The sequence below is a fragment of the Acidisoma cellulosilyticum genome (assembly GCF_020621385.1).
GTDB lineage: Bacteria > Pseudomonadota > Alphaproteobacteria > Acetobacterales > Acetobacteraceae > Acidisoma > Acidisoma cellulosilyticum.
In genome coordinates this window covers 469,923-482,912 of sequence record NZ_JAESVA010000002.1, presented here as the reverse complement: position 1 = coordinate 482,912, position 12,990 = coordinate 469,923, and the positions used below count along the sequence as shown (strand labels likewise).

Below are 12,990 nucleotides of genomic sequence, written 5' to 3'. Positions count from 1 at the left end.
GCGGCGGCACCAGGTTCTGCCCGCGGCAAGGGTTAGACCCGCGGGTCAAGCCCGCGGGCGACTATTTCTAGAGCGTTTCCTGTTCGCTTACGCTCACAGATACCGCTCTAGATTATTGTTTTTGCGAGCATCTTCACCCGGCCAGATGATTCCATCTGACCGGGATCTGCTCTAGATGGTTGGACGACATGGACAAGAACAAGATCAACAAAGGGCCTTTCGTGCGATGACCATTCGTATCGGCGCCAATCCCATCTGCTGGGCCAATGACGACATGCCCGAGTTGGGCGGCGACACGACCCTGGAAACCATCCTGACCGAGGCCAAGCAGATCGGTTTCGAAGGCATGGAACTCGGCAAGAAATTCCCCCGCACGCCGGACGGGCTGAAGGCAGCGCTCGCGCCCTACGATCTCGCCTGCATCTCGGGCTGGTATTCGGCCAAGCTGCTGACGCGCGACGGCGACGCGGAATTCGACGCCGCGCAGAAGCATTTCAATCTGCTCAAGGCGCAGGGATCGACCGTCATGGTTGTCTGCGAAACCTCCAATACCATTCAGGGGGAGATCGACACCCCGCTCTCCCGCCGCCCGATGCTGACCGGTGATGCGTGGCAGACCTTCGGCGCGCGGATGACGGTCTTCGGCGACCGGCTGGCGGCACAGGGCATGCGCATCGTCTACCATCACCACATGGGCAGCGTCGTGCAGAGCCCGGAGGATATCGACGCCTTCATGGCCCATACCGGACCTTCGGTCGATCTGCTGCTCGATACCGGCCATGCCGTCTGGGGCGGGGATGACCCGGCGCGCCTCGCCACCCGCTATCGCAGCCGTATCGGCCATGTCCACACCAAGGATATTCGGGAAGCGGTTCGCGCGCAGAGCGAGGCCGAGGATTGGAGCTTCCTCAAAAGCGTCCTCAACGGCGTCTATACCGTGCCGGGTGACGGCAGGATCGATTTCCGCGCGATGTTCCGCGCTTTGCCGGGCTATTCCGGCTGGGTGGTGCTGGAAGCCGAGCAGGACCCGGCCAAGGCCAATCCGTTTACCTATGCGAGCCTGGGCTACGCCAATCTGAAGACCTATCTGCGGGACGAGGGGCTTATCTGATGGCATCGAAACTTCTCGTTCATCCGCATGCGCCGGACCGGGATGGGTTTATCCACCACATCACCCCAGCCTCCGCCGGCTGGTTCCATGTTGGCTTCTCGGTCCTGCAACTGTCGCCGCAGAAGGTCGTCTCCCGTCCCACGGAGGGGAACGAGGTCTGCCTCGTCATCCTGTCGGGCCGCGTGCGCATCAGCGCCGGGGATATCGATTTCGGGCTGCTGGGCGAACGGGAGTCGGTCTTCGACGGCCTGCCCTGGTCGGTCTATATCCCCGCCAAGTCGAGCTGGACGGTAGAGGCGGAAACGGCGGCCGAAGTCGCGGTCTGCGCCTCACCCGCCGAGGGGAAGCTGCCGGCCCGCATCATTCCGCCGAGTGAGGTGGGGGAGGAGGTGCGCGGCAAGGGCACCAATACCCGCCACGTCCGCAATATCCTGCCCGATACGGCGGTCGCGGAATCGCTTCTGGTCGTGGAGGTGGTGACGCCGGGGGGCAACTGGTCTAGCTACCCTCCTCACAAGCACGATGTGAACGACCCGCCGCGTGAGACCTATCTGGAAGAGACCTATTACCATCGCCTCAAGCGCGGATCGGGCTTCGCCCTTCAGCGCGTCTATACCGATGACCGCTCGTTGGATGAGACCATGGCGATCGGTGACGGTGACGTGGTTCTTGTTCCGCGTGGCTATCACCCGGTCGGTGCGCCGCACGGGTTTGATCTTTTCTACCTCAATGTGATGGCGGGACCTGTGCGCGAATGGCGCTTCACCATGTCCCCAGATCACGCTTTTCTGACGTGGTAGCAACTCACGCCTGGTAACTGCCAGGCGTCCGCCGCCTTAATTCGGAGACGATCATGGACATTGTTCAGCATTATATCGGGGGGAAGCTTACCTCCGGCACCTCAACCCGAACGGCCAATGTCTATCAGCCGGCCGATGGCTCGGTCGCGCGCCAGGTCGTGCTGGGCAATGCCACCGACGTCGATACCGCGGTGAAGGCGGCCGAGGCGGCGTTTCCGAAATGGGCGGCGACCCCGCCGCTGGCCCGCGCCCGCGTCATGTTCCGCTTCCGCGATCTGATCGAGCAGAAGGCGAAAGAGATCGCCGCGATCATCACCTCCGAACACGGCAAGGTCCTGTCGGATGCGCTGGGCGAAGTGACGCGCGGCATGGAAGTGGTGGAATTCGCGACCGGCGTGCCGGAACTGCTGAAGGGCGATTTCACCGAGCAGGTCGGCCGTGACATTGACGCCTATTCCATGCGTCAGCCGCTCGGCGTCTGCGCCGGCATCACGCCCTTCAACTTCCCGGCCATGGTGCCGCTGTGGATGCTGCCGACCGCGATCGCCTGCGGCAATTGCTTCATCCTCAAGCCGTCCGAGCGTGACCCTTCGACCTCGCTGTTCATCGCAGACCTGTTGAAGCAGGCTGGCCTGCCGGACGGTGTCTTCGGCGTCGTGCATGGCGACAAGGAAGTGGTGGACGCGATCCTGGACCATCCCGGCATTCATGCCGTGAGCTTCGTGGGCTCCACCCCCATAGCCGAATATATCTACACCACCGGCACCCGCAACGGTAAGCGCGTCCAGGCTTTGGGTGGGGCGAAGAACCACGCCATCATCATGCCAGATTGCGATCTGGATAAGACGGTCGATGCGCTGATGGGCGCGGCCTACGGCTCGGCCGGTGAGCGTTGCATGGCGATTTCGGTCGCGGTCGCCGTGGGCGGCATCGGCGACAAGCTGGTGGAGACCATGGCACCCCGCGTGCGCGCGCTGAAGATCGGGCCGGGCACCGATAACAGCAATGAGATGGGTCCGCTGGTCACCAAAATCCATCTCGACAAGGTCAGCGGCTATATCGATGCCGGTGAGAGCGAGGGCGCCAAGCTGGTTGTGGACGGGCGCGGGCTGAAGCTGCAGGGTTATGAGGACGGCTATTTCATCGGCGGCACGCTGTTCGATGACGTGACGCCCGAGATGAAGATCTACAAGGAAGAGATCTTCGGGCCGGTTCTGGCCGTGGTCCGCGCCGATACTTTCGATGAAGCGCTCGACCTCGTGAACAAGCATGAGTTCGGCAACGGCACGGCGATCTTCACGCGCGATGGTGATTCCGCCCGTACTTTTGCCAGTCGCGTGCAGGCGGGCATGATCGGTATCAATGTGCCGATTCCGGTGCCGATGGCCTTCCACAGCTTCGGCGGCTGGAAGCGCTCGCTGTTCGGTGATCACCACATGCACGGGCCGGAAGGCATTCGTTTCTTCACGCGCTACAAGGCCGTGACCGCGCGCTGGCCGACGGGCATCCGCTCCGGTGCTGAGTTCATCATGCCGACTCTGGGATGATGTAAATGCTCTGCCGCGTGCAAAAGCCCGCACGCGGCAGTCCTGTCTTTACTGCGCTGCAACATGATATAAGACCTGCGTTTTTTGGCAGGTGACTTGACTTTGCTCCGGACGACTTGACTTTACTGCAGGGACTGCCAAACGTCCTTCAAGACTAAAAAGTCAGGGCAATTGCCCGGGGAGACAGGAAATGACCGGCCAGACAACAAAAGTGCTGGACAATGTGCCGCCGGCCCCGGCTGTTTCCGGGCAGCGTTCCGTCGCGCTTGAAATGCGCGGCATCAGCAAGACATTCGGCCCTGTTCGCGCTTTGGCCGATGTTTCTCTCACCGCTTATTCCGGTGAAATTCATGCTTTGATGGGAGAAAATGGCGCCGGCAAATCGACATTGATGAAAATCCTGTCCGGTGCCTATCACGCCGATCCGGGCGGTGAGATCAGGATCGACGGCAAACCCTTGCAGATCGGCAGCCCGCTCGCCGGCCGCCGCAGCGGCATTGCGGTGATCTATCAGGAACTGGCGCTGGCGCCGAACCTGACGGTCGCCGAGAATATGTTCCTGGGCGAGGAGATGCGGCGCCACGGCATGATTGACCGCACATCGATGAACGCGGCGGCACAGCCCTATCTGGATCGTCTGGCGGCGCCCTTCAGCCCGTCTTCCAAGGTCGCGTCCCTGTCCATCGCCGAACGCCAATTGGTCGAAATTGCCCGCGCGCTGGCGGGGCATCCGCATATTCTGGTGATGGATGAGCCGACAACGGCATTGTCGGCGCGTGAGGCCGAGAAGCTGTTCACCATTATCCGCACGCTGAAGGATGAAGGCATCGCCATCATCTATATCAGCCACCGCATGGCCGAGGTCTACGAACTATCAGACCGCGTCAGCGTTTTGCGCGACGGCAGCATGGTCGGAACCTTGATGCGGGACGAGCTGAACCCGCAGGCGCTGGTGCGCATGATGGTAGGGCGTGAATCGTCATCCTTCTACAAGAAGGAGCATCGCGCACCGCTGAGCGACCGCAAGATCGCGCTGGAAGCGCGCGGCATGGATGACGGCAACCGTGTCCATGATTGTTCCTTCAGCGTCGCGGAAGGCGAGGTTTTGGGTATCGCCGGCCTTGTCGGCTCGGGCCGGACAGAATTGGCGCGGTTGATCTATGGCGCCGACCCCAAGAAGCATGGCCAGGTTTTCGTCAACGGGCAGGAGCGCAGCATCCATAACCCGCGCGACGCGATCGATGCCGGCATCGTCTACCTAACCGAGGACCGCAAGGTCCTGGGTCTGTTTCTGGACATGAGCATCAACGGCAACGTCAATATGAACGTGCTGGATGAGGATGCGCGCGCCGGCGGGGTCTTGAACCTTGCCGCCGCCAAGCGGCGCGCGAATGAGGCCATCAAGAAGCTCGGCGTGCGCGCCCCCAATGCCGAGATCAATGTCGGCAGTCTCTCGGGCGGCAATCAGCAGAAGGTTCTGTTGTCTCGTCTCCTGGAAACCAATCCGCGCGTGCTGATCCTGGATGAGCCGACGCGCGGCGTCGATATCGGTGCCAAGTCGGAAATCTACCGCATCATCGATCAATTGGCGCGGACGGGGGCGGCGATCGTCGTCATTTCCAGCGAATTGCCGGAAGTGATCGGCGTGTCCGATCGCGTCGTCGTCATGCGTGACGGCCATCTGGTGGGCGAGGTGGTGGCGCAGGCCGAAGCGCCGATCACGCAGGAAGCGATCATGGCCATGGTGACCGATATGGGGAGCGCGAAAGCCGCTTGATTGACGCATGGCTTAGCTCCGGTTTGGTACTTTATGCCAAGCCGGCTGGCGTGTATGGTTCCGGAAATTGCCGGCACTAACCGGATGACGTGACGGAAATTACAATAAGGCTAAAACCGGTCAAAAGGCCGGGATATCGCGGCTCACGCGAAACGATTGCAGTGGTGAGGAAGTTCTATGGCTGACGTTGCGAATGAAACCGTGGCGACACGGCAGGCGTCGATATCGCACCAGCAGCGCCTGCGCAATCTGCTCCAATATGCGGGCATGTTGCCGGTGCTTATTATTCTGTGCATCGGCTTCGGTTTAGAGAATGAACGTTTCTTCAGCCTGACCAATGCTTCGATTGTTCTTCAGCAGGCCGCGATCAATACTGTGCTCGCGGCCGGCATGACCTTCGTCATTCTGACCGCAGGTATCGATCTCTCCGTCGGCTCCATCCTGGCCGCCTCCGCCATGGGCGCGCTGCTCGTCTCCCTGGTGCCCGATGTCGGCATGCTCGGCATTTTGGCCGGTCTTCTCATCGGTCTCGGCTTCGGTGCCATCAACGGCTTTCTGATCGCGGTGATCAGGCTGCCGCCCTTCATCGTGACATTGGGGTCGCTGACCGCCGTGCGCGGCATGGCGCGTCTGCTCGGCGCGGACCGCACGGTCTTCAACCCCAGCCTGCCTTTTGCCTTCATCGGCAATGCGACCCTGTTCGGCGTCTCCTGGCTTGTCATCATCGCCATGATCGTGGTGCTGCTGTCCTGGTTCATTCTGCGACGGACCGTGCTGGGCACGCGCATCTATGCGGTCGGCGGCAATCCGGACGCGGCAAGGCTGACGGGCATCAAGGTCGGCCGCATCCTGATGTTCGTCTATGCAACCTCGGGCCTGCTGGCCGGGCTCGGCGGCGTCATGTCGGCCTCGCGTCTTTATGCCGCGAACGGATTGCAGCTTGGCCAGAGCTATGAACTTGACGCCATCGCCGCCGTCATCCTGGGTGGCACCAGTTTCACCGGCGGTATCGGCTCCATCTGGGGCACGTTGATCGGTGCGCTGATCATCGCCATCCTGACCAATGGTCTGGTGCTCTCGGGCGTCTCCGACATCTGGCAATTCATCGTCAAGGGCCTGGTCATCATCGGCGCCGTGGCGCTCGATCGTTATCGCCTGGATCACAAGGGTCGCACCTGACCCGATCCATGCTCAGACATTCGCATGCGGAGACAGCGTTATCTCCGCGTGAGAACAAGCGCCGACAATAACAACAATATTCTCAAGTGAGGAACGACCATGAAGCTTGCACGTTATGGATTGTCGCAGATTGCGCTGGGCGCGCTATTGACCGCCGGCCTGTCGGGCACCGCGATGGCGAAGGATATCACCACCGTCGGCATTACCGTGGGCTCCCTCGGCAACCCGTATTTCGCGGCGACCGATAAGGGTATCGAGGCGCGGTCCAAGGAAATCACCCCCGGCGCCAAGACCATCGCGGTCTCGTCGGATTACGATCTCAACAAGCAGTTCACGCAGATCGACAATTTCATCGCGGCCGGTGCGCAGGTCATCATGGTCAATGCGGCCGATCCGGTAGCGATCGCTCCGGCGTTGATGAAGGCGCATAATGCCGGCATCGCCATCGGCGCTTTCGACGTGGCCGCGACGGGCGCCGACGTCACGGTGATGACGGATAACGTCAAGGCGGGTTCCCAGTCCTGCCAGTATATCCTCGATCATCTGCCGAATAAGACGGGCAATGTCGTCATCGCCAATGGCCCGCAGGTCTCCTCCGTCATCGATCGCGTCAAGGGCTGCGAGGATGTGCTGAAGGCCGCGCCGGGCATCAAGATCCTGTCCGACAATCAGAACGCCATGGGCTCCCGCGACGGCGGCTTCGCCGTCGGCCAAAGCCTGCTGACGCGCTTCCCCAAGATCGACGCCGTTTTCGCGATCAACGACCCGACCGCGATCGGGTTCGAACTGGCGGCCAAGCAGCAGAACCGTAAGGAGTTCTTCATCACCTCCGTCGACGGCGCGCCGGATATCGTGCCGGAAATCAAGAACAAGGACGGTCTGATCAAGGCCTCCTCCGCGCAGGACCCTTACGGCATGGCTGGCAAAGCCTATGCCTATGCGGTTGACGTCGCCAACGGCAAGGCACCGCCGGCCAAGGTTATTCTGCTCTCGCCGACGCTGATCACCATCGACAATGTCGACAGCTACAAGGGTTGGGACCCGACCGCCGCGACGAAGTGATTCTTTCGTTGGAATGATGTGTCATCCCCGGGCTTGATCCGGGGATCCACTCTTTGGTTCCGCCCGCGAAAGCGGATGACAAAGAAAATTGCGGCGTTACTGCCCTACAGCCTGACCCAGGCCTCGTTCTTCGAGGATAGCAGCGCGGCATCGATGACGCGCTGCACCTCGTAGCCTTCGCGGAAATCCGCGAAGGGCTTTGGCCCGCCGGCGAGGGCGCTCAGGAAATTGCGGATTTCGATGACCTTGAGGTCGTTGAACCCGATCTGATGGCCGCCCGCGATGCAGAAGGCGCCGTAAGGTGCGTGTTCCGGCCCTGCCAGAATGGTGCGGAAGCCGTTGCGGCTGCGGTCGGCCTCGGTCTTGTAATAGCGCAGCTCGTTGAAACGCTCCTGGCTGAAGACCAGCGCACCTTTCTCCCCGATCACCTCGAATTCCAACTGCATCTGCCGGCCGGAGGACAGCCAGCTGGTTTCCAGCGTGCCGCGGCAGCCATTGCCGAAGCGCAGCAGCAGCCTTGCCTGATCGTCCACCGCGACCGCGCGCATCTCATCCGGCTGGCCGGGCAGGGGGCGGCGGTCGATCACCGTCTCCACATCCGCGCAGACGGCCGCGATGGGTCCCAGCAGAAACCGCGCCATGCCGATGATATGGCTGCCGATATCGGCAATGGCACCGGCGCCGCCGGCCGGGTCCAGCCGCCAGGTCCAGGGCGTCTGGCGGTTGGCCATGAAATCCTCGGCATGGATGCCGCGAAAGCCCCAGACCTGACCCAATTCGCCGGAAGCGATCATCTCCCGCGCCAGAACCAGCATGGGGTTGCAGATATAGTTGAAGCCGACCTGCGTCACGACGCCGGCACGCTCGGCGGCTTCCGCCATAACCCGCGCGTCCTCGGCGGTCGGCGCCAAGGGCTTTTCGCAATAGACCGGCTTGCCCAAAGCCAGTGCGGCCAGAGCGATCGGCGCATGCAGCTTATTGGGCGCTGTGATATCGACGACATCGACGGCAGGGTCCGCGACCAGCGCCTGCCAATCGTCGGTTGCGCGGGCAAAACCGAAGCGCGCGGCCGCAGCCTCGGCCAAGGGCCGCGTCGCATCGGCCAGAAGTTCCAGCTTCGGCACCAAGGGCAGATCGAAAATCCGGCCGACGCTGGCCAAGCCCAGCGCATGCGTGCGCCCCATGAAGCCCGAGCCGACGAGGCCGATGCCGAGTGATTTCTTATCCAAAATTCCATTCCTCCGGATTTTTGGAATTCTTGTCGCATAAAGCGCGGCGCCGGTCATGCGAATTTGGGAAAACGACCGGCTCGTGGCAGGCTGTTTGGACGATTTATCGGTCAGACTGGTTGGAGTGAGATCGCGTGGCGACTGTCGGCAAGAGCGACTGGAATTTTTGCAGTGACAACGTGGCGCCGGTCGCGCCCGAAATCCTGGCCGCCATGGGCCAGGCCAATCAGGGCAATATCTCCTCCTACGGCGAAGATCCCTGGACCGAGGCGCTGACGCAGGATCTGCGCCGCATCTTCGAGAAACCCGATCTGATCGCTTTTCCGGTCGCGACCGGCACGGCGGCCAATGCGCTGGCCGTCAGCACCATGGTGCCGCCCTATGGCGGGATCATCTGCACCGAGGACGCCCATATCAATACTGACGAGTGCGGCGCGCCGGAGTTTTTCAGCGGCGGCGCCAAGCTGCTCTCGGTGCCGTCCCCCGACAGCCGGTTGAGCCCGGCGCAGATTACGGCCCGCGTCCAGGCGGCGCGGGAACACGGCGTGCATGTCGTGCAGCCGCATGCCGTCAGCATCACGCAATCCACCGAATGGGGCGCGGTCTACGGGCTGGACCAGTTGCGCGCCATCGGCGATGTGGCTGCCAGCCATAAGCTCGGCCTGCATATGGATGGCGCGCGTTTCGCCAATGCCTTGGTCCATATCGGCTGCTCGCCGGCCGAGATGACCTGGAAGGCGGGCATGACCTCGCTCTCCTTCGGGGCAACCAAGAACGGTGCGATGGCGGCGGAGGCGGTGATTTTCTTCAACCCGGCGCAGGCACGCGGCTTTGCCGAACGGCGCAAGCGGGCTGCCCATCTCTGGTCCAAGCAGCGTTTCATGAGCGCGCAGCTGCTGGCCTATCTGAAGGATGATCTCTGGTTGCGGAATGCCCGCCACGCCAATGCGGTCGCGCAGATTTTCGCACATGGTCTGGCGGCTATTCCGGGTGTCCGGCTGCTGCATGAGGTTCAGGCGAACGAGGCCTTTGTCGTGTTGCCGGAAGGCGTCGTCGCGGCGTTGGAGGGGGAGGGGTTCGGCTTCTATCGCTGGCACGCCGACACAGCGCCGGGTGAGGTCGCGATCCGCCTGGTGACCTCCTATGCCTCCGCGCCCGAGGCTGCTCAGGCCCTGGTCTCGGCGGCTGCGCGCTTCGGCAATCGCTGACCTGTTTACAGAAAAGGCCCCGGCATGCCGGGGCCTTTCATCCGTTTCGCGTTTGGCGATTACCGCCAGACGAGCTTCGGGGTCAGGCGTGGATGATAGAGACCCTTGGCCAAGAAGCTGCGTTCCGTCAGCGCGCCGAAGCCAAGGCCGAGAACCGCCCACATGATCGCCTGCATCGTCAGGCTATCGATGCGGAAGTGCCAGAGAACGACCGCCGGGAAATCCGACGGCACTTCGTTGATCGGCGGCAGGATGGCGGCTACCACCAATACAGCGATGACGTAGAAAGCTGCGCCGATCAGCGCGGCTTCCCAGGCGCCCAGCTTGGGCGCCAACCGTTTGCGCAGCACCGCCGCCACAGCCATGGCCGCGATCGAAAGTGCCATCATCGCGAAGTAGAGTTCCGTGCGGATGGTGATGCTATCCGGATGTCCGACCGAAGGCGGATTGGCCGGGTATTTGAGGTTCGGCACCATATAGAAGGCGATGAAACCGGTCAGCGCCAGCAGGGCGGAGACGGCACGCGGCCCCAGGTTGGTGGCGCGTCCATTGGCGAAGGCGAAAACCAGCGCGAACAGACCGCCGAAGGCCGTCGAATAGACCATCACGCCGGTCAGCAGGCCGAAGCTCGCCTGCATCGGGCGGCTGACGAGTTCCGGCTCGGGCATGTCATGAATGCCCTTCGCGGCGTCAGCCTTCATTTTGGCATCGTCCATCGCCGTCTCGAAGGCGATGGCGTGATCGACCTGCGGTTCACCGAAGACCTTGGCGAAGCCGAAGACCAGCAATCCCGCGACAAAGCCGACCAGCATGCCGCGAATGAGAAGAGATCTGACCATGATTGGTGCTCCCCGTCAGTGGCAGGGGAAACCAAGCAGATGACGGCTGTCATGCACCCATTCATGCACATACATGCCCTTGATGATGGAAGTGGCCCCTTCCTCGGCGCCGACGAAATAAATCGCCAGCATCATCACTAGGCCGAAGATGATCCAGGGCAGGATCTCGCGCACGGGAATCGGTGCCGAAACGGAATCGGGGCCGATAATGCGATCGGACAAAGCTTTTACTCCCAGGGATCCAGCGTCCCGACGGATTGATGTGAGCCATGACCGGGTCTGACTTTCGGAAGACGAAGCATTCGGCTTCCGATTACAGTGGCGCGACCGTGCCGGGCTTTCACCGGCTTCCGAACCATGACTGTTACCAGTGCTAGGGGCCGGCCGACCGGCTGTCAAACGGATTAGCAACGATGAGCCTTCGCCTGACCCTGATCGCCCATGCGGCAAGCACCGCCACACGCCAGGCGTCTTTCCCCTTGGACGAGGGGCTGGAGCCGCAAGGATGGCAAAAAGCCCAGGCTTTGGCCGGCTCTTTGGGCCGGGTCGATGGCGCCTGGACTGCCCCGTCGCTGCGGACGCGGCAGACGGCGCAGGTCCTGGGGCTGGTCGCGCAGATGGAACCGGCCTTGGCGGATATCGACCTTGGCGCCTGGGCTGGCCGCGCCTTGGCCGAGGTGGCCGCGGCGGAACCGGAAGGGCTTGCACGATGGACGGCAGACCCTGCCGCCGCGCCGCACAGTGGCGAATCGGTCCTGGACCTTCTGGCGCGCGTGGCGTCCTGGCTCGCGGGGCTGCAGGGACAGGACGGACGCTTTGTCGCTATCACCCATGCGGCCGTTATCCGCGCTGTTCTGATCTCGGTACTGGAGGCCGATCCGAAATCCTTCTGGCGGATCGACGTCGAGCCGCTGTGCTTCGCGCGCCTGCAGGCCCATGCCGGGCGCTGGACCTTGCGTTCCCTGGGTTGGAATGCTGGCGAGGCGGCATAATCTAACGGATCGGCTGCCATTCTTTGCGGGGAAAGACCTGAGATGTCCGATTACGATCTCTATTACTGGTCCGTGCCGTTCCGCGGTCAGTTCGTGCGGGCCGTTCTGACCCATGCCGGCAAGACCTGGCGGGAAGGCGGTGACGAGGCGATCGTGACGCTGATGGGCAAGCCGGTGACTGAAATGCCGGTGCCCTTCATGGGGCCGCCGTTGCTGATCGACAAGGCAGCGGATGTCGCCATCGCCCAGATGCCGGCGATCATCCTCTATCTGGGGGAAACGCTGGACCTGCTGCCGAAAACACCGGCGCTGCGGGCCATGACCATGAAGATCGTCCATGACGCGAATGACGTGATCGATGAGATCACGCTCGATGGCGGGCGCGAGATGTGGACCGAAAAGCGCTGGCATGACTTTGTGCCGCGCCTGACGAAATGGATGTCCTTTTGGGAGGAAACCGGTAGCCGCCACGGTCTGACCGCGGAAAGCGGCTTTCTGCTCGGTGGCGACAAGCCCGGTATCGCCGATGTCGTGACGGCCGTGTTGTGGTCGACCATGACCGAGCGCTTCCCGACCATCGGCGCGCTATTGGACGAAACGGCGCCAAAAACCGCCGGTCTGGCGCAGCGGGTCAGCGCTTTGCCGCCTTTGGCGAAGCTCGCTACCCGCGCCCGCAAAGACTACGGCGATGCCTATTGCGGTGGCCAGATCGAGGCATCGCTCCGCAAGGTTCTGACGGTTAAGGCGTAGGCCCGGTCGGTACCGCCGTGATGGAGTTATAGGGGCTGCCGTCTTTCAACCGGCTGCTGATGACGACATAGAGGATCACCTTTTTGTCCGCGTCCAGCAGCCGGTAGACTTCCAGCGTCTTGAAGAAGACGGAGAGGGAGCTTGTGAAGATGCGCTGCTTCTTGGGCAGGTTGGTCGGCCAGGAAACCGGCCCCACGGCCCGGCAGGCGATGGAGAAGCGCGACGGGTCCTCGGCCAGGCCCAGGCTGCCCTTCACGCCGCCGGTTTCGGCGCGGGAGACGTAGCAGGAGACGTTGGGCACGTCTGGATCGTCATAGCGATCGATCACCACCCGATCATTGGAGCCGAGGAAGCGGAAGGTTGTATCGACCCCGCCGATACGGGTCTGCGCCTTTGCCACCGTGCCGCTGAACACAAGGCCAAGCGCCAGCGCCGCTGCCAGATATTTCACGCCAAATCCTCCGCCGGTCATCGTCATCGGCGATGCCTTAGCACA

General features: G+C 62.4%; 13 protein-coding genes. 9 read left to right on the top strand and 4 right to left on the bottom strand.

Going from position 1 to position 12,990, the window contains the following annotated elements:
* The first annotated feature begins 226 nt into the window (after positions 1–226).
* From iolE to ACELLULO517_RS06615, 6 genes are all read left to right on the top strand, one after another.
* Positions 227–1,111: a myo-inosose-2 dehydratase gene (iolE, locus tag ACELLULO517_RS06640; RefSeq protein ID WP_227306515.1), complete on the top strand. Its 885-nt coding sequence runs from the start codon at positions 227–229 to the stop codon at positions 1,109–1,111.
* Positions 1,111–1,911 (top strand): 5-deoxy-glucuronate isomerase, encoded by an 801-nt coding sequence (gene iolB / locus ACELLULO517_RS06635; RefSeq protein ID WP_227306514.1) that lies wholly within the window; start codon positions 1,111–1,113, stop codon positions 1,909–1,911. The genes iolE and iolB overlap by 1 nt, the downstream gene beginning before the upstream one ends.
* Before the next feature lie 53 nt (positions 1,912–1,964).
* A complete protein-coding gene (locus ACELLULO517_RS06630) occupies positions 1,965–3,458 on the top strand; it encodes a CoA-acylating methylmalonate-semialdehyde dehydrogenase (protein ID WP_227306513.1) in 1,494 nt (497 codons plus the stop codon).
* A 190-nt stretch (positions 3,459–3,648) separates the two neighbouring features.
* Positions 3,649–5,235, top strand: a complete 1,587-nt coding sequence (locus ACELLULO517_RS06625; protein ID WP_227306512.1) for a sugar ABC transporter ATP-binding protein — start codon at positions 3,649–3,651, stop codon at positions 5,233–5,235.
* 177 nt (positions 5,236–5,412) lie between these two features.
* Complete coding sequence (locus ACELLULO517_RS06620) at positions 5,413–6,414, top strand: ABC transporter permease subunit (RefSeq protein WP_227306511.1); 1,002 nt, start codon at positions 5,413–5,415, stop codon at positions 6,412–6,414.
* 99 nt (positions 6,415–6,513) lie between these two features.
* A complete protein-coding gene (locus ACELLULO517_RS06615) occupies positions 6,514–7,476 on the top strand; it encodes an ABC transporter substrate-binding protein (RefSeq protein WP_227306510.1) in 963 nt (320 codons plus the stop codon).
* A 104-nt stretch (positions 7,477–7,580) separates the two neighbouring features.
* Here ACELLULO517_RS06615 and ACELLULO517_RS06610 read toward each other — a convergent pair whose 3' ends face one another.
* Positions 7,581–8,705: a Gfo/Idh/MocA family protein gene (locus ACELLULO517_RS06610; protein ID WP_227306509.1), complete on the bottom strand. Its 1,125-nt coding sequence runs from the start codon at positions 8,703–8,705 to the stop codon at positions 7,581–7,583.
* Between the two features lie 134 nt (positions 8,706–8,839).
* On the opposite strand from ACELLULO517_RS06610, the gene ACELLULO517_RS06605 reads away from it, so the two are divergent.
* Positions 8,840–9,913, top strand: a complete 1,074-nt coding sequence (locus ACELLULO517_RS06605) for a threonine aldolase family protein (RefSeq protein ID WP_227306508.1) — start codon at positions 8,840–8,842, stop codon at positions 9,911–9,913.
* 59 nt (positions 9,914–9,972) lie between these two features.
* Here the strand turns inward: ACELLULO517_RS06605 and ACELLULO517_RS06600 are convergent, their stop codons facing one another.
* Both ACELLULO517_RS06600 and ACELLULO517_RS06595 read right to left on the bottom strand, forming a co-directional pair.
* Positions 9,973–10,752: a CbtA family protein gene (locus tag ACELLULO517_RS06600; protein WP_227306507.1), complete on the bottom strand. Its 780-nt coding sequence runs from the start codon at positions 10,750–10,752 to the stop codon at positions 9,973–9,975.
* Between the two features lie 15 nt (positions 10,753–10,767).
* The gene (locus ACELLULO517_RS06595) at positions 10,768–10,974 is read right to left on the bottom strand and encodes a CbtB domain-containing protein (protein WP_227306506.1); all 207 of its coding nucleotides are present in this window, start codon (positions 10,972–10,974) and stop codon (positions 10,768–10,770) included.
* A gap of 191 nt (positions 10,975–11,165) precedes the next feature.
* On the opposite strand from ACELLULO517_RS06595, the gene ACELLULO517_RS06590 reads away from it, so the two are divergent.
* Both ACELLULO517_RS06590 and ACELLULO517_RS06585 read left to right on the top strand, forming a co-directional pair.
* The gene (locus tag ACELLULO517_RS06590) at positions 11,166–11,744 is read left to right on the top strand and encodes a histidine phosphatase family protein (RefSeq protein ID WP_227306505.1); all 579 of its coding nucleotides are present in this window, start codon (positions 11,166–11,168) and stop codon (positions 11,742–11,744) included.
* A gap of 42 nt (positions 11,745–11,786) precedes the next feature.
* Positions 11,787–12,494 carry a glutathione S-transferase gene (locus tag ACELLULO517_RS06585; RefSeq protein ID WP_227306504.1) on the top strand — a complete coding sequence of 236 codons (708 nt, stop codon included), beginning with the start codon at positions 11,787–11,789 and terminating at the stop codon, positions 12,492–12,494.
* On the opposite strand, the gene ACELLULO517_RS06580 is transcribed toward ACELLULO517_RS06585, so the two are convergent.
* Complete coding sequence (locus ACELLULO517_RS06580) at positions 12,484–12,972, bottom strand: CreA family protein (protein WP_227306503.1); 489 nt, start codon at positions 12,970–12,972, stop codon at positions 12,484–12,486. The two genes, ACELLULO517_RS06585 and ACELLULO517_RS06580, sit on opposite strands and share 11 nt — an antisense overlap.
* Between the last annotated feature and the right edge of the window lie 18 nt (positions 12,973–12,990).

Bases quoted from the DNA above. Each gene is read 5' to 3' on its own strand.
- iolE (WP_227306515.1), top strand. From the start codon at position 227: ATGACCATTCGTATCGGCGCCAATCCCATCTGCTGGGCCAATGACGAC.
- iolB (WP_227306514.1), top strand. From the start codon at position 1,111: ATGGCATCGAAACTTCTCGTTCATCCGCATGCGCCGGACCGGGATGGG.
- ACELLULO517_RS06630 (WP_227306513.1), top strand. From the start codon at position 1,965: ATGGACATTGTTCAGCATTATATCGGGGGGAAGCTTACCTCCGGCACC.
- ACELLULO517_RS06625 (WP_227306512.1), top strand. From the start codon at position 3,649: ATGACCGGCCAGACAACAAAAGTGCTGGACAATGTGCCGCCGGCCCCG.
- ACELLULO517_RS06620 (WP_227306511.1), top strand. From the start codon at position 5,413: ATGGCTGACGTTGCGAATGAAACCGTGGCGACACGGCAGGCGTCGATA.
- ACELLULO517_RS06615 (WP_227306510.1), top strand. From the start codon at position 6,514: ATGAAGCTTGCACGTTATGGATTGTCGCAGATTGCGCTGGGCGCGCTA.
- ACELLULO517_RS06600 (WP_227306507.1), bottom strand. From the start codon at position 10,752: ATGGTCAGATCTCTTCTCATTCGCGGCATGCTGGTCGGCTTTGTCGCG.
- ACELLULO517_RS06590 (WP_227306505.1), top strand. From the start codon at position 11,166: ATGAGCCTTCGCCTGACCCTGATCGCCCATGCGGCAAGCACCGCCACA.
- ACELLULO517_RS06585 (WP_227306504.1), top strand. From the start codon at position 11,787: ATGTCCGATTACGATCTCTATTACTGGTCCGTGCCGTTCCGCGGTCAG.
- ACELLULO517_RS06580 (WP_227306503.1), bottom strand. From the start codon at position 12,972: ATGACGATGACCGGCGGAGGATTTGGCGTGAAATATCTGGCAGCGGCG.